Consider the following 20,411-nt stretch of genomic DNA (forward strand, 5'->3'; position numbering starts at 1 on the left):
GCCAGCAGGACACGCTCGTCACGGTCGGTCAGCATCTCGGGATCTCCTTGCCAATCGAGGGCCAATACAGCGAGTCTGGTCCTCGATTGGCCTGGCCGTCAGAGCCAATCAGGGGAGGTTGGCATGGCAACCGGGCGAGTGGTCCAGACAGCGGACAGAACCATCGGCAGCCGTCAGCTCGCGGCCCTGCTGCCCGCCGAGGTCCTGGCCCGCCCCGGCTACCGGGCGCTCGCCGACGCCGTCCGCACGCTGATCCTCGACGGACGCATCGCCCTGCACGTCCGGCTGCCCGCCGAACGCGAACTCGCCGAGGCGGTCGGCGCCAGCCGGGCCACCGTCACCGGCGCCTACGACCTGCTGCGCGAGAGCGGCTACGTCCGCAGCCGGCGCGGCTCCGGCACCTGGACGGAACTGCCCGACGGCCACCGCCCGGTCGGAGCCCACGCCCTCCTCGGCGCCGGCGGCTACAGCGCCGACGGCGACCCCGGTGTCGACCTCGCCATCGCCGCCATGGGCGCACCGGAGGGCAGCCTCGCCGACGCCTTCGCCCGGGCGGCGCCCCTCCTGCCCCGGTTCGCCCGCAGCCCCGGCTACCACCCCTTCGGCCTGCCCGACCTCCGCACCGCCGTCGCCGACCGGTTCACCCGGCGCGGGCTCCCCACGCGCCCCGAGCAGATCCTGGTGACGGCCGGCGCCCAGCAGGCCTTCTCGCTGGTCGTCAGCCTGCTCTGCCGGGCCGGGGACCGGGTCGTGACGGAGAACCCGACCTACGCCAACGCCCTCGACGCCCTGCGCCACGCACGACTGCGCACCGGATCCATCGCCGTCTCCGACGCGGGCTGGGACATGGAAATAGCCGAGTCCACGTTGCGCCAGACCGTGCCCAGGCTGGCGTACGTGATCCCCGACTTCCACAACCCGACGGGCGCGCTGATGCCGCCGGAGCAGCGGCTGCGGCTGCTCGCGGCGACCCGTGCCACCGGCACCTGGCTGGTCGTCGACGAGACGATCGCCGACATCGCGCTGGACGTGCCCGCCCCCGCGCCGCTGGCCTCCCTCGCCCCGCGCGGGGGCGCGGACCACGTGATCACCATCGGCTCACTGAGCAAGACGCACTGGGGCGGGCTGCGGGTGGGGTGGGTCCGGGCCACCGCGAAGATGATCACGGAGCTGACGGCCGTGCGGGTCTCCGCCGACATGACCGGCTCGGTGCTCGACCAACTGGTCGCGCTCCCGCTGCTGGACGGCATGGAACGGGAACTGCCCGCCCGCCTCGCGCACCTGAGGAGCCAGCGCGAGGCCCTGGTGGCCTCGCTCCAGCGGTACACCCCCGAATGGTCCTGGCAGGTCCCGCCCGGCGGCCTCTCCCTCTGGGTCGACCTGGGCGAGCCGGTCAGCTCCGCCCTGGCCGAGCGGGCCGCCGCGGCCGGGGTCCACATCGGCCGCGGCGCGCGCTTCGGGGTCGACCCGGGCACCTTCGAGCACCGGCTCCGGATCCCGTACACGCTCCCCGCGGAGCGCCTGGACGAGGGCGTCCGCCGCCTCGCGAGCGCCTTCCGCGACGGGGTACCGCTCCCGCCGGCGGTGGAGCGGCCGCACTGGGTCGCGTAGGGGGTGCGGTGCGGGCCCGGCCGGCTCCGCAGGGGACCCCCTAAGCGGACCTGCGGAAGTACCGGTTCGCCGCCGGGCGGAACATCAGCGCCACCGCCGTCAGCACGGCCGCCAGATGTACCGTCCTGCTGATGCCGAAGACCCGCTCCAGGGCGTCCGCACGGGCCAGCGCGCCGGAGAGCGACCCGCCGTCGAGGAGGTACCCGAGCGGTTCGACCACCAGCGAGGCGGTGCCGAGGACCCCGAGGCCGATCGCCAGGGTGATGCGGGCCCAGCCGGCGCCGCGGCGCATGCGCAGGGCGACCAGCACGGCGGCGGTGAACACGGCCAGGCGCACCGCCAGACCCGCACCGATCCCTTCGGCCGGAGCCCGGTCCACCATCAGCGCGGTCTCGAAGGCGCCCGCGGCCACGGCCGTGACCCAGAGGGCGAAGGCGGCCCGGACGGCGGCGGGCGCCGGGCCGGGGCCGCGGCGCCCGGCCGCACGGTGCGCGGGGAGGGAGGTGGCAGGCATCGCGGGCTCGCTCTCGTTCCGGGGACCCGAAGGCTCGACACCCCCGATGCTCCCGCCGGCGCGCGCCGCGCACCCGCCTGCAGCCCCGCCTGTCCGCCCTGGTGCCAGCCCCCTACGGGGTGCGGATCAGGCGGCGGGTGGCGGCCGCAGCCACCGCCGAGGTGCGGGAGTCGACGCCGAGCTTGGCGTAGACGTGCACCAGGTGGGACTTGACCGTGGCCTGGCTGAGGAAGAGCTTCTTGGAGATCTGCTGGTTCGACAGGCCGTCCGCGACCAGTTGCAGCACCTCCAGCTCCCGCTTCGTCAGCGCCTCCGCCGGTGTCCGCATCCGGTCCATCAGGCGCAGCGCCACCGCCGGGGCCAGCGCCGACTGGCCCGCCGCGGCCGTCCGGACGGCCGCCGCGAGCTCCTCCGGCGGGGCGTCCTTGAGCAGGTAGCCCGAGGCGCCCGCCTCCACCGCCGCCAGGATGTCCGCGTCGGTGTCGTACGTGGTCAGCACCAGCACCCGGGGCGCACCCGGGCGGGCGGTGATCAGGGCCGTCGCGTCGGAGCCGTGCATACCGGGACCGGGACCGAACTGGAGGTCCATCAGCACCACGTCCACCGGTTCACGGGCGGCCAGCTCCACCGCCCGCTCCGCCGTCGCCGCCTCGGCCACCACCGCGAAGTCCGGTTCGGTGTCCAGCACCGCGCGCAGCCCGGCGCGGACCACGGGGTGGTCGTCGGCGAGCAGGAGACGGATGGTCACAGGGCCTCCACGACGTCCGGACGTTCTGCGCGTGCCGTCGGCTCGACGCGTTCGAGGTTTTCGAGGGGCAGCGGCAGGGTGACGGCCACGGCGGTGCCCTGCCCGGGGGCGGACTCCACGGTGAACAGCCCGCCCAGGGTCTCGGCGCGCGAGCGCATGGCGGGCAGCCCGAAGCCGCCGTCGCCCGAGCCGGAGGCGACCGACGAGGGGTCGAAGCCGTGTCCGTCGTCGACGACGTCCAGGGTGACCGAGGCGTCCATGAACGTCAGGGTGATCTCGGCGCGCCCGGCCCGCGCGTGCCGCACCACATTGGCCAGCGCCGACTGCGCGATCCGCAGCAGGGCCACCTCGTACGGGGTGGGCAGCACCCGCGGGCTGCCGGTCAGCGAGAACCGCACGCGCGGCCCCGGGACCCCCGCGCACAGCCGCTCCAGTGCGGCCGCGAGCGACCCGTGCTCCAGGTCCGGCGGGGTGAGCGCCCGTACGAAGCGACGCGCCTCGGCGAGGTTCTCCTGGGCCGCCTCCCGGGCCCGGGCGATGTGCGGCCGGGCCGGAGCCCCCTCGGGCAGCGCCCGCTCGGCGGCCCGCAGCAGCAACTGGATGGAGGACAGCCCCTGGGCGAGGGTGTCGTGGATCTCCCGGGCGAGGCGCTCCCGCTCGGCCATGATCCCCGCACCCCGCTCGGCCGCGGCCAGCTCGGCCCGGGTGGTGATCAGCTCCTCGATCAGCTCCCGGCGGCGCTCGCTCTCGCGGTACAGCGCCTGGTAGCCCAGTACGGTCGCCACCGCCACCGCCCCGCCCAGCAACGGCCCGAGGAAGGCCCCGGGGGTCACCGCGCTGCTGTGCGCGAGGAAACCGGCGATCGCCGCGCAGGCGGTCACCGCGACGGCCGTGACCCCCCAGCGCAGCCGCAGCAGGTGCAGCTCCAGGAAGTACAGCGGGAAGGCGATCCACAACCCGTCGGGGCAGACCACGAGCAGCGCCGCCCAGGCCGCGCCGAGCCCGGCCAGCCACAGCGCCCCGGCGCGCGGCGAGCTGTGCACCGCGGGGGCCCGTACGCCGCCCGCGTAGACGACGGCGAGCAGCGCGCAGGCGGCGATCACCCACCCCGCCCGGGGCGCGGAATCGGTGACGGCCCGCCCGGCGGCGAGCACGAGCAGGCCGAAGAGCAGCGCGTGCAGGCACAGCCGCAGCACTTTGGACACGGGCGTCAGCGCACGCGTGGCGGGGAGAACGGAGGAAACGGGAGCAGTCATGTCCGGACCAGCGTAAGTGGGGGCGGACCGGACCCGGTCAACCGAAAGTTTGATGTCCCGGCGCACCCTTCGATACGAGGATCACTACTGTGGCGCGATGCCTTGTGTCCACGCGGAAGACCAAGGTGGGGAACATGTTCGTCGCATGGAGAGATCTACGGTTCGCCAAGGGCCGATTCGCCCTCATGGGCTCGGTCGTGCTGCTCATCACCCTGCTGGTGGGCCTGCTGTCCGGGCTCACCTCCGGACTGGCCAGGGAGAACATTTCGGCCATCACCGGTCTGCCCGCCACGCACCTGGCCTTCGCCGCGCCCACCGGGGACCAGAAGGTGTCCTTCACCAACTCCCAGGTGCCCGAGTCCGCCTGGCTGGCCTGGCGCGAGCAGGCCGGGGTGGAGGCGGCGGAACCGCTCGGCATCCGCACCACCAACGCCGTTTCGGGTGAGCGCACCGCCGCGGTCTCGGTCTTCGGGGTGGACCCCGCCGGGGGGCTCGCACCCCGGAACGCCGGCCTCACCCAGGGCCAGGTGGTCCTGACCGAGAAGGCCGCGAAGGAGCTGGGCGGCCTGACCGCCGGGGCCAAGCTCAAGATCGGCCCGCTGGAACTGACCGTGGCGGGCGTGTCCGGGACCGCCGCCTACAGCCACACCCCGGTCGTTTGGATGGACCTCAACGACTGGCAGCGCATCGGCAACCCCGGCACCTCCATCGACACCCTCGCCACCGTCGTCGCGGTCTCCGGGGGCGGCGGCACGGACCTCGGCGCGGCGGATAGGGCTGCCGCGACCAAGGTGCAGACCGTGGACGAGGCCCTGGGCGCCATAGGCTCGTACCAGGCCGAGAACGGCTCGCTCCAGCTGATGCGCGGCTTCCTGTTCGCCATTTCGGCCCTGGTGATAGGCGCCTTCTTCACGGTGTGGACGATCCAGCGCAGCGGGGACGTCGCCGTCCTGAAGGCACTGGGCGCCTCCACCCCGTACCTGCTGAAGGACGCCCTCGGCCAGGCCGTCGTGATGCTCGCCATCGGTACCGGGCTGGGCACGGCGCTCGCCGCCGGCTTCGGCGCGCTGATCAGCGGCGGCCCCGTGCCCTTCGTCCTCGACGCCGCCACCGTGCTCGTCCCCGCCGTGATCATGATCCTGCTCGGCGCGCTGGGCGCTGCGCTGTCCATCCGGCGGATCACCGCCGTCGACCCGCTGACCGCCCTCGGGAGCGCCCGATGACCCTCCTCGTCCACGACGTCACGCTGACCTACCCCGACGGCGAGAGCCGGCTCACGGCCCTCGACGCGGTCGGCCTGGAGGTGCCCGCCGGCACCCTGACGGCGGTCATCGGCCCGTCCGGCTCCGGCAAGTCCAGCCTGCTCGCGGTCGCCGCCACCCTCGTCACACCGGATGCGGGCCGGGTCGTCGTCGCGGGCCAGGACACCACGGAGCTCGGCCCCGCCGAGAAGTCGGCCCTGCGCCGGGAGAAGATCGGCATCGTCTTCCAGCAGCCGAACCTGCTGGCCTCGCTGACCGCCGCCGAACAGCTCCAGGTCATGGCGCACCTCTCCGGCCGCCCCGCGCGGGCGCTGCGCCGGCGGGCGCTGGAGCTGCTGGACGCGGTGGGCCTGGCCGACAAGGCCGACAAGCGCCCCCACCAACTCTCCGGCGGCCAGCGGCAGCGGATCAACATCGCCCGCGCGCTGATGAACGAGCCCGCCGTGCTGCTGGTCGACGAGCCGACCAGCGCGCTCGACCACGAGCGCGGCGCGGCCGTCCTCGACCTGCTGGTCACCCTGACGCGGGAGCGTTCCACGGCCACGGTGCTGGTCACGCACGACCACGCCCACCTGGAGCGGATGGACCGTACGGCGACGATGACGGACGGCAGCCTGACGCTGGGCCCGGCCCCGGAGCCGGCCACCGTGCCGGCGCCCTGAGCGGCGTACGAAGGCGGGAAGCAGGAAGCAGGAAGCAGCAAGACGGGAAGGCGGGATGGTGGGAAGGCGGGAAGGCGGGAAGGCGCGACGGCGCGAAGGCACGTGCGAAGGCCCCGGCCGCCCCCGCTTCGAAGCGGGGGCGGCCGGGGCCTTCGGAGGACGGCCTAGGCGGGGCTCTGGTTGGCCAGGGCCACCGAGAGCTCGGCGGCCACGCCCTGGAGGATCGGGACGAACGACTCGGCCACGGCCTCCGTGACCCGGCCCGCCGGACCGGAGATGGAGATCGCGGCGGCGGTCGGCGAGTTCGGCACCGACACGGCGAGGCAGCGGACTCCTATTTCCTGCTCGTTGTCGTCGACCGCGTAGCCCACCTTGCGGACCTGCTCCAGCGCCTCGAGGAAACCCTCGGGCGTGGTGATGGTCTTCTCGGTCGCCGCCGGCATCCCGGTGCGGGCCAGCAGGGCCCGTACCTCGTCGGCCGGGGTGTGGGCGAGGAGCGCCTTGCCCACGCCGGTGGAGTGCGGCAGCACCCGGCGGCCGACCTCGGTGAACATGCGCATGGAGTGCTTGGACGGCACCTGGGCGACGTAGACGATCTCGTCGCCGTCGAGGAGGGCCATGTTCGCCGTCTCCCCGGTCTCCTCGACCAGGCGGGCGAGGTAGGGGCGGGCCCAGGTGCCCAGCAGGCGCGACGCGGACTCGCCGAGGCGGATCAGGCGGGGTCCGAGGGAGTACCGTCGGTTGGGCTGCTGGCGTACGTAACCGCACGCCACCAGCGTGCGCATCAGGCGGTGGATCGTGGGCAGGGGCAGACCGCTGGCGGCGGAGAGCTCGCTGAGGCCGACCTCGCCCCCGGCATCGGCCATGCGTTCGAGCAGGTCGAAGGCGCGCTCGAGGGACTGGACGCCACCGCTGGCGGCGGGGGTCTTCGAGGAAGCGTCGGTGGTGCTGGCGCTGGACGTCGGCACGGCGCGGTCCTTTCGGTGCTGGCAGGCAAGGGAGCAGCCTACCCGGCGGTCGGCGTCGGTCCCAGTGTCGGGGTCGAGGTCGTCGCCGCCGGTCAGAGAGGGTTTGTCCGGGTGGCGGACGTCCTCGGGAAGTTATCCGCCCGGTTCCCGGTGGTGGTAGCTACATTCTGTATGGCGAAATCTTAATTCCATCCTGTGGAAACATCCAATTGCGGTTCCGGTGTGTCAGTGGTCCGTCCGGACGCTCTTGACTGGGTACGGATCGCCGGGAAGACTCCGTCAACAGAACGTTGAATTTCGCTCTGTGGAAGTTGGATGGGGAGGTTCGGTGGCCGACGTGGCTGTGGAACTGGTACTGCGCTCGACGCGTGTCATCACCCCCGAGGGGACGCGTGCCGCTTCGGTGGCCGTCGCCGGCGGGAAGATCGCGGCCGTGCTGGCGTACGAGGCCGAGGTACCGGCCGGAGCCCGGCTGGAGGACTTCGGCGACGACGTCCTGCTCCCCGGCCTGGTCGACACCCACGTCCACGTGAACGACCCGGGCCGCACCGAGTGGGAGGGCTTCTGGACGGCCACCCGCGCCGCCGCGGCCGGCGGCATCACCACGATCCTCGACATGCCGCTGAACTCCCTGCCGCCCACCACGACGACCGACAACCTGCGCGTCAAGCAGGAGGTCGCCCGCGCCAAGGCGCACGTGGACGTCGGCTTCTGGGGCGGCGCCCTGCCCGACAACGTCAAGGACCTGGCGCCGCTGCACGACGCCGGGGTCTACGGCTTCAAGTGCTTCCTGTCGCCCTCGGGCGTGGACGAGTTCCCCGAGCTCGACCAGGAGCAGCTGGCCACCTCCCTCGCCGAGATCACCGGCTTCGGCGGCCTGTTGATCGTGCACGCCGAGGACCCGCACCACCTGGACGCCGCTCCCGTCGTCCCGGGCCCCAAGTACGCCGACTTCCTCGCCTCCCGGCCGCGCGACGCCGAGAACACCGCGATCGGCAACCTGATCGCCCAGGCCAAGCGGCTGAACGCACGGGTCCACGTACTGCACCTGTCCTCCTCCGACGCACTGCCGCTGATCGCCGCCGCCAAGGCCGAGGGCGTCCGCATCACCGTCGAGTCCTGCCCGCACTACCTCACCCTCACCGCCGAGGAAGTGCCCGACGGTGCCAGCGAGTTCAAGTGCTGCCCGCCCATCCGCGAGGCCGCCAACCAGGACCTGCTGTGGGACGCGCTCGCCGACGGCACGATCGACTGCATCGTCTCCGACCACTCGCCCTCCACCGCGGACCTGAAGACCAGCGACTTCTCCACGGCATGGGGCGGCATCTCCTCCCTCCAGCTGGGCCTGCCCGCCATCTGGACCGAGGCGCGCCGTCGCGGCCGGACCCTGGAGGACGTCGTCCGCTGGATGTCCGCCGCCCCGGCGCAGCTCGCGGGCCTCACCCAGAAGGGGGCCATCGAGGCCGGCCGCGACGCCGACTTCGCCGTCCTGGCCCCTGAAGAAACGTTCACTGTGGACCCGGCCGAGCTCCACCACCGCAACCGGGTCACGGCGTACGCGGGCAAGACCCTGCACGGCGTCGTGAAGTCCACCTGGCTGCGCGGCACGCAGATCGCCGACCACGGCACCCCGACCGAGCCCACGGGCCTCCTCCTCGAAAGGCAGAACTGACCAGTGGCGATTGAATCCTTCACCGGCAACGCGAACCCGTACGGAGGCGGCGACCCGTACGCGGACTACCGCACCGCGGACTTCCCCTTCACCCAGTACGCGAACCTCGCCGCCCGTGAGCTGGGCGCCGGTGTCATCGCCGCCAACGACGAGTTCTTCGCCCAGCGCGAGAACCTGCTGATCTCCGAGGCCGCGCACTTCGACCCCGAGGACTTCGGCCACAAGGGCAAGGTCATGGACGGCTGGGAGACCCGCCGCCGCCGCGGCGTCTCGGCCACCCAGCCCTGGCCGACCCCCGAGGACCACGACTGGGCGCTCGTACGCCTGGGCGCCCCCGGCGTCATCCGCGGCATCGTCGTCGACACCGCCCACTTCCGCGGCAACATGCCGCAGGCCGTCTCCGTCGAGGCCACCAACTGGGCGGGCGCCCTCGCGCCGACCCCGGAGGAGCTCCAGGGCGACGACGTGAAGTGGACGACCATCGTGCCCCGCACGGCGGTCGGCGGCCACGCCGCGAACGGCTTCGAGGTGGACGCCCCGCAGCGCTTCACCCACCTGCGCGTCAACCAGCACCCCGACGGCGGCATCGCCCGCCTGCGGGTCCACGGCGAGGTCCTGCCCGACCCGAAGTGGCTCGACGCGCTCGGCTCCTTCGACGTGGCGGCCCTGGAGAACGGCGGCTCCGTCCAGGACGCCTCCAACCGCTTCTACTCCCCGCCGACCAACACCATCAACCCGGGCCGCTCCCGCAAGATGGACGACGGCTGGGAGACCGCGCGCCGCCGTGACAACGGCAACGACTGGATCCGCTACCAGCTCGTCGCCGAGTCCGAGATCCGCGCCGTCGAGATCGACACCGCGTACCTCAAGGGCAACTCGGCCGGCTGGGCCTCCCTGTCGGTCAAGACCGGCGAGGAGGGCGAGTGGACGGAGTTCCTGCCGCGCACCCGCCTGCAGCCCGACACCAACCACCGCTTCGTGCTGGACGCCCCGGCGGTCGGCACGCACGTCCGGATCGACATCTTCCCGGACGGCGGCTTCTCCCGCCTGCGCCTGTTCGGCTCCCTGACGGAGGCCGGCACGGCGGCGCTGACCGCCCGCCACCAGGAACTGGGCGGCTAGCCCCGTGCAACGCGCGCCCCGGGGGCCGACACCCCCGGGGCGCGCTGCGCATTCCAGCCCCGCCGGCGTTTGAGGCGCGTGCCCGAATCCAGCCCCGCCGGCGTTTGAGGCGCGGGGTCCGGGGCGGAGCCCCGTGCGCTCGGCCCGCACCCGCCCACCGGCGTGCGCCGACCCGGGACCCGCCCGCACGCCCGGCCGGAGGGCTACGCGGCGTGCCCGCCGTCGACGGCGAACTCCGCCCCCGTCACGTACGCGGCCTCCTCGCCCGCGAGGAAGGACACGACGGCCGCCACCTCCCGCGGCGCGCCGAACCGCCCGAGCGCCGTCATGGCCGCCCGCGGCCCCGCGTACGGTCCGTCCGCCGGGTTCATGTCCGTGTCCACCGGCCCCGGGTGCACGATGTTCGCGGTGATCCCGCGCCCGCCCAACTCCCGGGCCAGGGCCCTGTTGAACCCGGTCAGCGCCGACTTGCTCATCGCGTAGAGCGTCCCGCCCGGCTCCGGCACCCGCTGGGTCATGCAGCTGCCGATGGTGATGACCCGCCCGCCGGAGTCCAGGTGCCCGGCCGCCGCCTGCGTCGTGAGGAACACCCCGCGCACGTTGACCGCGAGTACGCGCTCCACGTCGGCCGGGGCCAGCTCCGCCAGCGGCCCGAGCACGCCCACACCGGCGTTGTTCACCAGCACGTCGAGCCGCCCGAACTCCGCCACGACCCGCTCGACCGCCGCACCGGCGGCCGCGGGATCCCCGACGTCGGCTCGCACGGCCAGGGCCCGTCGCCCGAGCGCGTCCACCTTCCCGACGACCTCGGCCGCAGCCTCGGCGTCGTGGACGTAGGTGATCGCCACGTCGGCCCCGTCCTCGGCGAGCCGCAGCGCGACGGCCGCACCGATCCCCCGGCTCCCACCGGTCACCAGCGCCACGGTGTTCTTGCTGTCCATGTCGTTCCTCCCACATCGGTTGGTTGCGGGTTCAATCAAATCCGCCCGGGACCCACCCCGCTGGCAGCAATCCGACCTCGCGTTCCCCGTCCACCGCGGTCGCGCGGCGGGCAGGATTCACTCCGGACGAGCAGTCGCACGACAACGACGCCGCACGACAACGACGCTGCACGGTTCGACCGGTACGTCCGGGACCTGCGCGACGCGCCCCAGTGGCGCGAGGGAAAGGTGGACATGGAACTCTGGGACCGGGAAGTCGAGCCCTACCGGCACACGCTTGAACGCTTGGACGCGGTGACACTGTCGAACCTCGCGTTCGATGCAATCGAGGCTGCAATTCCGCTGATCGGTCCTCCGTTCGAAGGGTTCTTCCCTCCGGATCACGCTGCGCTCATTGAGATTGCCATCGCGTTCCGTCGCGATCACCCGACGGATTGGCAGTTCGATTCCCGTTCCGCCAAGGATTTTCTGGCGCGCTATGACGATCTGCCAGATGCGCACGTCAGGCCTGCTGTTGGGCCCTTCTTCATGACGCTGGTGCGACTCTTCGAGGCTCCGCCGAACCTCCTGTCCGCCGAGGACGCGATGGAGATCCTTTCGTCTTGCTACGAATCCGTTCTGATGTCGCATCTGAGGGGTCGCATCACGCTGGAGGACGAGCGGAACAGCCATCAGTGCGTTGCCGCCATCGGTCGGCAGATTGAGATCATCGGAGCCCACGCATAGGGGTCCGGACGTCACCTGGTCGTGCAGCGGCCCTCCCGCGTTCCGGTCGCGCCCGGCCCGGGCCGAGGGCCGAAGCCGCACGGGCTTGCCGGACGAAGGGGGCTGGGTGGCGGAAACCGGTGAGGGGCTTGCGTGGCGGCGCGATGAGTTTTGACGGGGGCGGGAGTCTGAACCCGTAGAGCCATCGAGCGAGGAGCGCAGAGCCATGGGGAAGCTGACACTGACCACCTTCGTGACGCTGGACGGCGTGATGCAGGCGCCCGGGGGGCCCGACGAGGACCGCAGCGGCGGGTTCGAGTACGGGGGGTGGGTCGCGCCGTTCGCCGACGAGGGGATGGGGGAGTTCATCACCGAGGTGTTCGGGCGGGCCGAGGCGTTCCTGCTCGGGCGCAAGACGTACGAGATCTTCGCCTCGTACTGGCCGCTGCACGACGACCCTGCCGACCCCGTCCCGGGCAACCTGAACCGGCTGCCCAAGTACGTGGCCTCGACCACGCTCTCGAAGCCGGCCTGGGGGCCGGTCACCGTGCTCGACGGGGAGCACCTCCAAGGCGAGATCGTCCGGGTCAAGGACGCGTTGGAAGGCGAGCTACAGGTGCACGGCAGTGGGCAGCTCGCGCAGTGGCTGCTGGCCCGGGACCTCGTGGACGAGCTGAACCTGCTGGTCTTCCCCGTGGTCCTCGGGGCCGGGCGCAGGCTCTTCCCGACCGGCGGGCTGCCGACCGCCTATGAGATGACGCACTCCGCTACGACACCGGCCGGGACCGCCGTCCACACCTACCGGCCGACGGGGCGGGCCGCCTTCGGCACGATCGGCGACTGACTTCGAGCTGCGCCGCGCACCGGGCGGGTCGTCATCTGCCCGGATGCCACCGGAACCAGTAGTCGGGCCCGTCGGCCCGGTAGCGGTCGCCGGCGTCGAACGCCAGCTCGCCGACCAGCCGCCGCGCGCCCTCCGCCGGCTGCCGGTGCGGGGCGAGCAGCTGGGTCAGCTCGTCGTAGCGGGCGTCGACGCGACCAAGGGCCGGATGACTCTCCGGACCGGCCTCCCCGGCTTCGCTGCGCCGGTTCCACCTGACGAAGATCGCCCACTGCTCGCGCTCCAGCACCACCGCGGCCTCGCTCGCCGGCCATACGAGGTAATCGTCGGACTCGTCGGCGTGGTCGTCGTCATGGCCCTGGAAGTAGTGCGGCCTGCCGTCGACGTCGGCGAGGCCCGCGCGCGGTCCGTCGTGCCACTCGAATTCGGCGTACGCGCGCCGGAATCCGCCCGCGATCAGCCGCTGCTCGTCCCAGGTCTCAGCCATGCCGGGCAGGCTACAGCGGCACCCCCTACCGCGGGTCCAGGGCCAGCTGGACCACCCGGCCCTCGCGCAGGACCAGCAGGTCCGGGGACTCGTGTTCGTAGTGGCGCAGGCGGCCGACCGGGCCCGGCGGGCGGACGTGGGGGGCCAGGAGCAGCAGGAGGTCCTCCAGGTCCGGGAGCTGTTCCTCGTGGACCTCCTGGCGGACGGTCAGTGCCCAGCCGCCGCGGTCGGTCGGGCCGAACTCGCCGACGAGCATGCCGCCGACGCGCCACGCCGGGCCCCGGGTCGAGAGCAGTCCCTCGCCCGTCAGGTGGCGCCGCACCTCCGCGAGCACGTCGTCGGGCGTGGTGTCGAGCAGGTCGAACGCCAGGTCCAGGGCGTAGAGATCAGCCATGCCACCGATGCTACGGGCCCGGGGTCGCAGGCCCGGAAACGGGTCGCCCGGCATGATCGGCTCCGGTACGGTGTGCCCGCACCCGTGCGAGCCGCCGACGTCTCCACCCCCGATGAGCCGTGGAGACCTCCGTTGACCGTGATCTCGCCCGCCCTCGAAGCCGCCCCGCGCCGGGCCCGGTTCGCCGATCTGCCCGTGCTGGCCGTCGCCGTCGTCTGGGGCGGGAGCTACCTCGCGGCCAAGGGCGTCACCACCACCCACACCGTCGTCGCCGTGCTCGTGCTCCGGTTCGCGCTCGTGCTGCCCGTGCTCGTCGTCGCCGGGTGGGCGCGGCTGCGCGCCCTGAGCTCCGTCCAGCTGCGCGGCGCCGGGCTGCTGGGCCTCGTACTCGGCGGGATCTTCCTCCTGGAGACCTACGGGGTCGTCCACACCTCCGCCACCAACGCAGGGCTGATCATCAGCCTGACGATGATCTTCACTCCCCTCGCCGAAGCCGCGGTGAGGCGGCAGGCGCCCTCCGCCGGCTTCCTCGGGGCCGCCGCCGTCTCCGTCGCCGGGGTCGTGCTCCTCACCCAGGGCGCCGGCTTCACCGCCCCCAGCCTCGGGGACCTGCTCATCCTCGGCGCCGCCCTCGCCCGGACCCTGCACGTCCTGCTCATGGCCCGCATCGAGGCCGTCCAGGACGCCGACTCGCTGTCCCTGACCACCGTGCAGCTCGGCGCCGCCGTGCTCGTCTTCGCGCTGCTGGCCGCCGTGCCCGGGACCGGTGACAGCCCCTGGGCCGCCGCCGCGGACTTCGGGGCCGCCGAGTGGGCCGGGCTCGCCTTCCTCTCCGTCTTCTGCACCCTCTTCGCCTTCTTCGTGCAGATGTGGGCCGTGCGCCGCACCTCGCCCTCCCGGGTCAGCCTGCTGCTGGGCACCGAACCCCTGTGGGCCGCCGTCGCCGGCATCGCCATCGGCGGGGAGGAGCCGGGGCTCCTCGGCTACGCGGGAGCCCTCCTGGTCCTCGTCGGCACCGCCTGGGGGCGGCGCGCCGTGACCTCTGCCCCGGCCGCCCCGTCCACCCCGACCACCCCGACCAGCCCCTGAGCGTGTCCGAAAACCGCCGCAGCCGATGGTGATCACCGGCCGTACTGTGGGTCCGTGCCCCCCTTACAGAGCCGGCAGGTCCGGGAGTTCCTCCAGCCGTACCGGGCGCCGCTCACGGCGCGAGAGCGTGCAGGCCTCCGCGATCCGGAACGCCGCCAGCGCTTCCCGGCCGTCGCACGGGTTGGCACCCTCGCCCCGCACCAGCTGGACGAAGGCCGCGAGCTCGGCCTCGTAGGCCGGGGCGAAACGTTCCAGGAAGCCCGTCCACGGCTTGCTCGCCGGGGGCGGGCCGTGCGGTTCGGTCGAGGCGATCGGGGTCCTGTCGTCCAGCCCGACGGAGACCTGGTCCAGCTCCCCGGCCAGCTCCATCCGCACGTCGTACCCGGCGCCGTTGCACCGGGTCCCGGTGGCCGTGACCAGGGTCCCGTCGTCCAGCGTCAGCACGGCGGCCGCCGTGTCGATGTCGCCCGTCTCCCGGAACAGTGCCGGACCGGCGTCCGACCCGGCCGCGTACACCTCGACCACCTCGCGCCCGGTCACCCAGCGGACCATGTCGAAGTCGTGCACCAGGCAGTCCCGGTACAGCCCGCCGGAGGTCGCCAGGTACGCGGCCGCCGGTGGCGCCGGATCGGCCGTCGTCGTCCGGACGGTGTGCAGCCGCCCCAGGGCGCCCGAACGGACCAGCCCGCGCGCCGTGCCGTAGCCCGCGTCGAAGCGGCGCATGAAGCCCACTTGGAGCAGTCCGCCCGAGGCCGAGACCTCCCGCAGCGCGGCGAGGGTCCGGTTCAGGTCCGGGGCCAGCGGCTTCTCGCAGAACACCGGCAGCCCGCCCCGGACCGCCCGTACGACGAGGTCCGCGTGCGCCTCGGTGGCCGAAGCCACCACCACCGCGTCCACGCCCCAGGTGAAGACCTGCTCCACGGAGGGCGCGGCGGTGGCCCCGAGCCGGTCGGCGAGGCGCGCCGCCCGCGCGGGGTCGGCGTCCGCCAGCAGGAGCGAGCCGGCTTCCGGATGGCGGACCAGTGCCGCGGCGTGGAAGGACCCGATCCGGCCCGTTCCGATGAGCCCGATGCGCATGCACTCAACCTGACCCCGTCGGCGGAACCTGTCAATCCGCCCGCGCATGTCAACCTGCCCGTGCGTGCCCCGATGACCCTTCATGGTCGACTGTGGCGGATACTGAACGGCTGGACCGGAATGGAGCCGGAATGACCGGATTGATGACCGGCTTGATGCCCGGCTCGGTGATCGGACCGGTGATCGGACCGGTGATCGGACCGGCGGCCGGACCGGTGATCGGACCGGCGGCCGGACCGGCGGCCGGCTCGACGACGGACCGAATTGGTGACGAGGGAAGGGCGCGGCGACGTGGCTAGGGTTCGGACAGGGGTACGCGTCGTGGGCGCCGTGCTCGCGGTGGTACTGGGGGCCTCGCTCGCGGGCTGTAGCAGTACGGGCGGCAAGCGCGCCGAGGAGCGCGCGAAGGCCGCCGCGGCGGGTCGGCCGGCCGTCTCCACCCCGCGCTGGACCTTCGCGATGATCACGCACGCGGGCGACGGCGACACCTTCTGGGACATCGTGCAGAAGGGCGCCAAGGAGGCCGCGGCGAAGGACAACATCAACTTCGTCTACGCCCACGACGACCAGGCTCAGCAGCAGGCGCAGTTCGTACAGAACGCCATCGACCAGAAGGTCGACGGGATCGTCGTCAGCCTGGCCAAGCCCGAGGCCCTCAAGGACGTCCTCGCCAAGGCCGTCAAGGCCGGCATCCCGGTGATCACGGTCAACTCCGGCTCCGCCCAGTCCGCCGCGTACGGGGCGCTGACCCACATCGGCCAGGACGAGGAGATCGCGGGCGAGGCCGTCGGTACCGAGCTGAACAAGCGCGGCCGCAAGAAGGCCGTCTGCGTCCTGCACGAGCAGGGCAACGTCGGCCACGAGCAGCGCTGCGCCGGTGCGAAGAAGACCTTCTCCGGGACGATGGAGAACCTGTACGTCGAGGGCACCAACATGCCCTCCGTCCAGGCGGCGATCCAGGCCCAGCTCCAGGCCGACCCCTCCGTCGACGCCATCCTCACCCTCGGCGCACCCTTCGCGCCCACCGCGGTCAAGGCGAAGGAGGCGGCCGGCAGCAAGGCCGAGGTGGACACCTTCGACCTCAATGAATCGGTCGCCCGCGACCTGAAGTCCGGAGCCCTCGGCTTCGCCGTCGACCAGCAGCCCTACTTGCAGGGCTACGAGGCCATCGACCTGCTCTGGCTCTACCGCTACAACGCGAACGTCCTCGGCGGCGGCCGCCCCGTGCTCACCGGACCGCAGATCGTGACCGCCGACGAGGCGGGCAAGCTGGAGGAGTACATCAAGCGGGGCAGCCGATGAGCGCGGCCGCACCCGCCCAGGGGCGCGACGAACGGCTCGCCCCCACCTCCACCCTGCGCAAGCTGCTCGCCCGCCCCGAGCTGGGCTCGGTGGTCGGCGCCGTCGCCGTCTTCGTCTTCTTCTCCATCGCCGCCCCGACCTTCCTACAGGCCTCCAGCCTCAGCACGATCCTGTACTCGGCCTCCACCATCGGGATCATGGCCGCCCCGGTGGCCCTGCTGATGATCGGCGGCGAGTTCGACCTCTCCGCGGGCGTCATGGTCACGACTTCGGCGCTGGTCAGCTCGATGTTCAGCTACCAGATGACCGCCAACGTCTGGGTCGGCGTCGGCGTGTCCCTGCTGGTCACCCTGGCCATCGGCTTCTTCAACGGGTTCATGCTGACCCGCACGAAGCTGCCCAGCTTCATCATCACGCTCGGCACCTTCCTGATGCTGACCGGCCTGAACCTCGGCTTCACCAAGCTGATCACCGGCACGGTCTCCACCAAGACCATCGCCGACATGGAGGGCTTCTCCTCCGCCCGCGCCCTCTTCGCCTCGCAGTGGACCATCGGCTCGGTCACCCTCAAGGTCACCATCCTGTGGTGGTTCGCCATCGTCGCCGTCGCCACCTGGATCCTGCTGCGCACCCGCGCCGGCAACTGGATCTTCGCCGTGGGCGGCGGGGCCGACGCGGCCCGCGCCACCGGCGTGCCCGTCGTGAAGACCCGTATCGGCCTCTACATGGGCGTCGCCCTGTGCGCCTGGATCTCCGGGCAGCACATCCTCTTCTCGTTCGACGTGGTCCAGTCGGGCGAGGGCGTGGGCAACGAGTTCCTCTACATCATCGCGGCCGTCATTGGCGGCTGTCTGATGACCGGCGGCTACGGCTCCGCCATCGGCTCGGCGGTCGGCGCCTTCATCTTCGGCATGACCAGCAACGGCATCGTGTACGCCCAGTGGAATCCGGACTGGTTCAAGTTCTTCCTCGGCGCGATGCTCCTGCTGGCCACGCTGCTCAACGCATGGGTCCGCAAGCGGGCGGAGGCGACCAAGTGAGTACGACCGACAAGACCGAGCAGCCCGCGACCGCGCCCGGAGGGGCCACCGCCCTGGTGAGGCTGACCGACGTCAGCAAGTACTACGGGAACATCCGCGCCCTCCAAGGGGTCTCCCTGGAGGTCGCGGCGGGCGAGATCACCTGTGTCCTCGGCGACAACGGCGCCGGCAAGTCCACCCTGATCAAGATCATCGCGGGGCTGCACCGGCACGACGCCGGCACCTTCGAGATCGAGGGGGAGGAGACCGTGCTCGCCAACCCCCGGGCGGCCCTCGACCACGGCATCGCCACCGTCTACCAGGACCTCGCCGTCGTCCCGCTCATGCCCGTCTGGCGGAACTTCTTCCTCGGCTCCGAGCCCACCAAGGGCCGCGGCCCCTTGCGCCGCCTCGACGTGGAGCTCATGCGCGAGACCACCCGTACCGAGCTGCTGCGCATGGGCATCGACCTGCGCGACGTGGACCAGCCCATCGGCACCCTGTCCGGCGGTGAGCGCCAGTGCGTGGCCATCGCCCGCGCCGTGTACTTCGGAGCGAAGGTCCTCGTGCTCGACGAGCCCACCGCGGCCCTCGGCGTCAAGCAGTCCGGAGTGGTCCTCAAGTACGTCGCCGCCGCCCGGGACGCGGGCCTCGGCGTGGTCCTGATCACCCACAACCCGCACCACGCGTACCTGGTCGGGGACCGTTTCGTCCTCCTCAAGCGCGGCACCATGGCGGGCAGCCACACCCGGGAGTCGATCACGCTCGACGAGCTCACCCGGCAGATGGCGGGCGGCTCCGAGCTGGAGGAACTGAGCCACGAACTGGAGCGAGTGGCAGAATCGGGGGAAGGCGCCCCACGCGCCACGGCCGCGACGGACGGCTCAGCCGGTCGGAGCGGTCCGGCCGACGAGGCCGAGCGGACCCCACGAACCACCGCACCCAAGAGGGACGACACGACTCGATGAGCACGTACCGGGACTTCACGCTCACCCACCGGGGGTCGGCGCGAGGCACCGTCCTGCGGACCATCGGGACCCGCGAGCGCCGGTCGCACCTGACGGCCCCGCGCGTCCCCACGGTCGGCATCGACATCGGCGGCACCAAGGTGATGGCCGGCGTCGTCGACGCCGACGGGATCATCCTGGAGAAGATCCGCACGGAGACCCCGGACAAGTCCAAGAGCCCCAAGGTCGTCGAGGACACCATCGTCGAACTGGTGCTGGACCTCTCCGACCGGCACGACGTGCACGCGGTCGGCATCGGGGCGGCCGGCTGGGTCGATGCCGACCGCTCCCGCGTGCTGTTCGCACCCCACCTGGCCTGGCGCGACGAGCCCCTGCGCGACGCGCTCCAGTCCCGGCTCGCGGTCCCGGTCATGGTCGACAACGACGCCAACACCGCCGCCTGGGCGGAATGGCGCTTCGGCGCCGGACGCGGCGAGGACCACCTCGTCATGATCACGCTCGGCACCGGGATCGGCGGGGCCATCCTCGAAGGCGGCCAGGTCAAGCGCGGCCGGTACGGGGTCGCGGGCGAATTCGGCCACATGCAGGTCGTCCCCGGCGGCCACCGCTGCCCCTGCGGCAACCGCGGCTGCTGGGAGCAGTACAGCTCCGGGAACGCCCTGGTCCGCGAGGCCCGCGAGCTGGCCGCCGCCGACTCGCCGGTCGCGCACAACATCATCGCCCGGGTCGGCGGCAACGTCCACGAGATCACCGGACCGCTGATCACCGAGCTGGCCCGCGAGGGCGACGCCATGTGCGTCGAACTGCTCCAGGACATCGGCCAGTGGCTGGGCGTCGGCATCGCCAACCTCGCCGCCGCCCTCGACCCGTCCTGCTTCGTCATCGGCGGTGGGGTCAGCGCCGCCGACGACCTGCTGATCGGCCCCGCCCGGGACGCCTTCCGCCGCCACCTCACCGGCCGCGGCTACCGCCCCGAGGCCCGCATCGCCAAGGCCCAGCTCGGGCCCGAGGCGGGTATGGTCGGCGCCGCCGACCTCGCCCGGCTCGTCGCCCGCCGCTTCCGCCGCGCCACCCGCCGCCGGGTCGAGCGCTACGAGCGGTACGAGCGCTACGCCCAGCAGCTGGGCCGGCGCGAGCCCGCAGTCCCCGAGGACCAGGAAAAACAGTGACCCCGCCCACCCTGCCCCACCAGGCCTCCGCCCCCGACGCCGAAGGCACCCCGACGCCCACCGTCGAGGACCGCAGGCACGTCGTCAAGCGCCGCTGGATCACCGCGATCATCATCCTGCTGCTGGTCGGCGTGCCCGCGGGCTACCTGGCGATCTCCACCCAGCAGAGCCGCGAGAGCGGCCGCGACAAGGCCGCCAAGGTCGGCGCGTCCAAGGTGCGCCCCGGCTGGCCCTCCAAGGTGCAGCGCAGCATCTACGAGGTCCCCGTCCCGGACAAGGCCTGGCGCGTCGGGTTCCTGGAGACCAACAACTGGCGCACCAGCCGGCTGTACGTCCAGTTCGCGGTCACCCCGCCGGAACTGGACGGCTTCCTGTCCTCCCTCGGCATCGCCCGGGAGGACCTGACCCCCGGGGTCTCGGTCTCCGCGCACGACACCTCGATCGCCGGCTGGCACTGGAAGCCGGAGACCTCGTGGCTGGGCACCACCCTCGAACAGGACGACCCGCGGCCCACCCGGGACGTCACCGTCGACCTCACCGATCCCAAGGTCTCCAAGGTGTACGTCGTCTCCTCCACCACCCCGTGACCCGCCCCGGTGCCCGC

Annotated in this window: 21 protein-coding genes; 13 read left to right on the top strand and 8 right to left on the bottom strand. The window is 72.6% G+C overall.

Annotation, left to right across the window (positions count from 1 at the left end):
• The first annotated feature begins 123 nt into the window (after window positions 1-123).
• A complete protein-coding gene (locus tag OG594_RS34385) occupies window positions 124-1,611 on the top strand; it encodes a PLP-dependent aminotransferase family protein (protein ID WP_266606287.1) in 1,488 nt (495 codons plus the stop codon).
• A 40-nt stretch (window positions 1,612-1,651) separates the two neighbouring features.
• On the opposite strand, the gene OG594_RS34390 is transcribed toward OG594_RS34385, so the two are convergent.
• The 3 genes from OG594_RS34390 to OG594_RS34400 all read right to left on the bottom strand — a co-directional run bounded on the left by OG594_RS34390 (window position 1,652) and on the right by OG594_RS34400 (window position 4,129).
• Complete coding sequence (locus tag OG594_RS34390) at window positions 1,652-2,125, bottom strand: hypothetical protein (protein ID WP_266606288.1); 474 nt, start codon at window positions 2,123-2,125, stop codon at window positions 1,652-1,654.
• Window positions 2,126-2,237: 112 nt separating this feature from the next.
• Window positions 2,238-2,873, bottom strand: coding sequence for a response regulator transcription factor (locus OG594_RS34395; RefSeq protein WP_266606289.1), 636 nt, complete (start codon window positions 2,871-2,873; stop codon window positions 2,238-2,240).
• A complete protein-coding gene (locus OG594_RS34400) occupies window positions 2,870-4,129 on the bottom strand; it encodes a sensor histidine kinase (protein WP_266606290.1) in 1,260 nt (419 codons plus the stop codon). Before OG594_RS34400 ends, OG594_RS34395 begins: the two co-directional genes overlap by 4 nt.
• 134 nt (window positions 4,130-4,263) lie before the next feature.
• On the opposite strand from OG594_RS34400, the gene OG594_RS34405 reads away from it, so the two are divergent.
• Window positions 4,264-5,352: an ABC transporter permease gene (locus tag OG594_RS34405; protein ID WP_266606291.1), complete on the top strand. Its 1,089-nt coding sequence runs from the start codon at window positions 4,264-4,266 to the stop codon at window positions 5,350-5,352.
• A complete protein-coding gene (locus tag OG594_RS34410; protein WP_266606292.1) occupies window positions 5,349-6,053 on the top strand; it encodes an ABC transporter ATP-binding protein in 705 nt (234 codons plus the stop codon). Before OG594_RS34405 ends, OG594_RS34410 begins: the two co-directional genes overlap by 4 nt.
• Window positions 6,054-6,217: 164 nt before the next feature.
• On the opposite strand, the gene OG594_RS34415 is transcribed toward OG594_RS34410, so the two are convergent.
• Window positions 6,218-7,021 carry an IclR family transcriptional regulator gene (locus tag OG594_RS34415; protein ID WP_030010955.1) on the bottom strand — a complete coding sequence of 268 codons (804 nt, stop codon included), beginning with the start codon at window positions 7,019-7,021 and terminating at the stop codon, window positions 6,218-6,220.
• A gap of 328 nt (window positions 7,022-7,349) precedes the next feature.
• Between OG594_RS34415 and allB the strand changes: the two genes are divergently transcribed.
• On the top strand, window positions 7,350-8,693 hold the full coding sequence (gene allB, locus OG594_RS34420) for an allantoinase AllB (protein ID WP_266606293.1): 1,344 nt from the start codon (window positions 7,350-7,352) through the stop codon (window positions 8,691-8,693).
• 3 nt (window positions 8,694-8,696) lie between these two features.
• Window positions 8,697-9,815, top strand: a complete 1,119-nt coding sequence (gene alc, locus OG594_RS34425; RefSeq protein WP_266606294.1) for an allantoicase — start codon at window positions 8,697-8,699, stop codon at window positions 9,813-9,815.
• Window positions 9,816-10,018: 203 nt separating this feature from the next.
• Here the strand turns inward: alc and OG594_RS34430 are convergent, their stop codons facing one another.
• Entirely contained in the window at window positions 10,019-10,756 is a 738-nt protein-coding gene (locus OG594_RS34430; protein ID WP_266606295.1) for a 3-oxoacyl-ACP reductase family protein, read from the bottom strand.
• A 234-nt stretch (window positions 10,757-10,990) separates the two neighbouring features.
• On the opposite strand from OG594_RS34430, the gene OG594_RS34435 reads away from it, so the two are divergent.
• The gene (locus OG594_RS34435) at window positions 10,991-11,482 is read left to right on the top strand and encodes a hypothetical protein (protein WP_266606296.1); all 492 of its coding nucleotides are present in this window, start codon (window positions 10,991-10,993) and stop codon (window positions 11,480-11,482) included.
• 205 nt (window positions 11,483-11,687) lie between these two features.
• The gene (locus OG594_RS34440) at window positions 11,688-12,305 is read left to right on the top strand and encodes a dihydrofolate reductase family protein (RefSeq protein ID WP_266606297.1); all 618 of its coding nucleotides are present in this window, start codon (window positions 11,688-11,690) and stop codon (window positions 12,303-12,305) included.
• A 31-nt stretch (window positions 12,306-12,336) separates the two neighbouring features.
• Here the strand turns inward: OG594_RS34440 and OG594_RS34445 are convergent, their stop codons facing one another.
• Window positions 12,337-12,789, bottom strand: coding sequence for a hypothetical protein (locus tag OG594_RS34445; protein ID WP_266606298.1), 453 nt, complete (start codon window positions 12,787-12,789; stop codon window positions 12,337-12,339).
• A gap of 25 nt (window positions 12,790-12,814) precedes the next feature.
• Window positions 12,815-13,183, bottom strand: coding sequence for a hypothetical protein (locus tag OG594_RS34450; RefSeq protein ID WP_266606299.1), 369 nt, complete (start codon window positions 13,181-13,183; stop codon window positions 12,815-12,817).
• Window positions 13,184-13,315: 132 nt separating this feature from the next.
• On the opposite strand from OG594_RS34450, the gene OG594_RS34455 reads away from it, so the two are divergent.
• Window positions 13,316-14,272: a DMT family transporter gene (locus OG594_RS34455; protein ID WP_266606300.1), complete on the top strand. Its 957-nt coding sequence runs from the start codon at window positions 13,316-13,318 to the stop codon at window positions 14,270-14,272.
• Between the two features lie 63 nt (window positions 14,273-14,335).
• Here the strand turns inward: OG594_RS34455 and OG594_RS34460 are convergent, their stop codons facing one another.
• The gene (locus tag OG594_RS34460; RefSeq protein WP_266606301.1) at window positions 14,336-15,349 is read right to left on the bottom strand and encodes a Gfo/Idh/MocA family oxidoreductase; all 1,014 of its coding nucleotides are present in this window, start codon (window positions 15,347-15,349) and stop codon (window positions 14,336-14,338) included.
• A gap of 321 nt (window positions 15,350-15,670) precedes the next feature.
• On the opposite strand from OG594_RS34460, the gene OG594_RS34465 reads away from it, so the two are divergent.
• From OG594_RS34465 to OG594_RS34485, 5 genes are read left to right on the top strand one after another with little or no spacing between them, the layout of a single operon-like run.
• Window positions 15,671-16,651, top strand: a complete 981-nt coding sequence (locus tag OG594_RS34465) for a substrate-binding domain-containing protein (RefSeq protein ID WP_266606302.1) — start codon at window positions 15,671-15,673, stop codon at window positions 16,649-16,651.
• Window positions 16,648-17,691 carry an ABC transporter permease gene (locus OG594_RS34470; RefSeq protein ID WP_266606303.1) on the top strand — a complete coding sequence of 348 codons (1,044 nt, stop codon included), beginning with the start codon at window positions 16,648-16,650 and terminating at the stop codon, window positions 17,689-17,691. Before OG594_RS34465 ends, OG594_RS34470 begins: the two co-directional genes overlap by 4 nt.
• Window positions 17,658-18,638, top strand: coding sequence for an ATP-binding cassette domain-containing protein (locus tag OG594_RS34475; RefSeq protein ID WP_266606304.1), 981 nt, complete (start codon window positions 17,658-17,660; stop codon window positions 18,636-18,638). Before OG594_RS34470 ends, OG594_RS34475 begins: the two co-directional genes overlap by 34 nt.
• On the top strand, window positions 18,635-19,807 hold the full coding sequence (locus OG594_RS34480) for an ROK family glucokinase (protein WP_266606305.1): 1,173 nt from the start codon (window positions 18,635-18,637) through the stop codon (window positions 19,805-19,807). The genes OG594_RS34475 and OG594_RS34480 overlap by 4 nt, the downstream gene beginning before the upstream one ends.
• Complete coding sequence (locus tag OG594_RS34485; RefSeq protein WP_266606306.1) at window positions 19,804-20,394, top strand: hypothetical protein; 591 nt, start codon at window positions 19,804-19,806, stop codon at window positions 20,392-20,394. Before OG594_RS34480 ends, OG594_RS34485 begins: the two co-directional genes overlap by 4 nt.
• Window positions 20,395-20,411 lie beyond the last annotated feature (17 nt).

This window comes from Streptomyces sp. NBC_01214 (assembly GCF_026340975.1).
Taxonomy (GTDB): Bacteria; Actinomycetota; Actinomycetes; order Streptomycetales; family Streptomycetaceae; genus Streptomyces.

Coding starts and splice junctions, on each gene's coding strand:
- OG594_RS34385 (WP_266606287.1), top strand. CDS start 124: ATGGCAACCGGGCGAGTGGTCCAGACAGCGGACAGAACCATCGGCAGC.
- OG594_RS34390 (WP_266606288.1), bottom strand. CDS start 2,125: ATGCCTGCCACCTCCCTCCCCGCGCACCGTGCGGCCGGGCGCCGCGGC.
- OG594_RS34400 (WP_266606290.1), bottom strand. CDS start 4,129: ATGACTGCTCCCGTTTCCTCCGTTCTCCCCGCCACGCGTGCGCTGACG.
- OG594_RS34405 (WP_266606291.1), top strand. CDS start 4,264: ATGTTCGTCGCATGGAGAGATCTACGGTTCGCCAAGGGCCGATTCGCC.
- OG594_RS34410 (WP_266606292.1), top strand. CDS start 5,349: ATGACCCTCCTCGTCCACGACGTCACGCTGACCTACCCCGACGGCGAG.
- OG594_RS34430 (WP_266606295.1), bottom strand. CDS start 10,756: ATGGACAGCAAGAACACCGTGGCGCTGGTGACCGGTGGGAGCCGGGGG.
- OG594_RS34435 (WP_266606296.1), top strand. CDS start 10,991: ATGGAACTCTGGGACCGGGAAGTCGAGCCCTACCGGCACACGCTTGAA.
- OG594_RS34440 (WP_266606297.1), top strand. CDS start 11,688: ATGGGGAAGCTGACACTGACCACCTTCGTGACGCTGGACGGCGTGATG.
- OG594_RS34445 (WP_266606298.1), bottom strand. CDS start 12,789: ATGGCTGAGACCTGGGACGAGCAGCGGCTGATCGCGGGCGGATTCCGG.
- OG594_RS34450 (WP_266606299.1), bottom strand. CDS start 13,183: ATGGCTGATCTCTACGCCCTGGACCTGGCGTTCGACCTGCTCGACACC.
- OG594_RS34460 (WP_266606301.1), bottom strand. CDS start 15,349: ATGCGCATCGGGCTCATCGGAACGGGCCGGATCGGGTCCTTCCACGCC.
- OG594_RS34470 (WP_266606303.1), top strand. CDS start 16,648: ATGAGCGCGGCCGCACCCGCCCAGGGGCGCGACGAACGGCTCGCCCCC.
- OG594_RS34475 (WP_266606304.1), top strand. CDS start 17,658: ATGGGTCCGCAAGCGGGCGGAGGCGACCAAGTGAGTACGACCGACAAG.
- OG594_RS34480 (WP_266606305.1), top strand. CDS start 18,635: ATGAGCACGTACCGGGACTTCACGCTCACCCACCGGGGGTCGGCGCGA.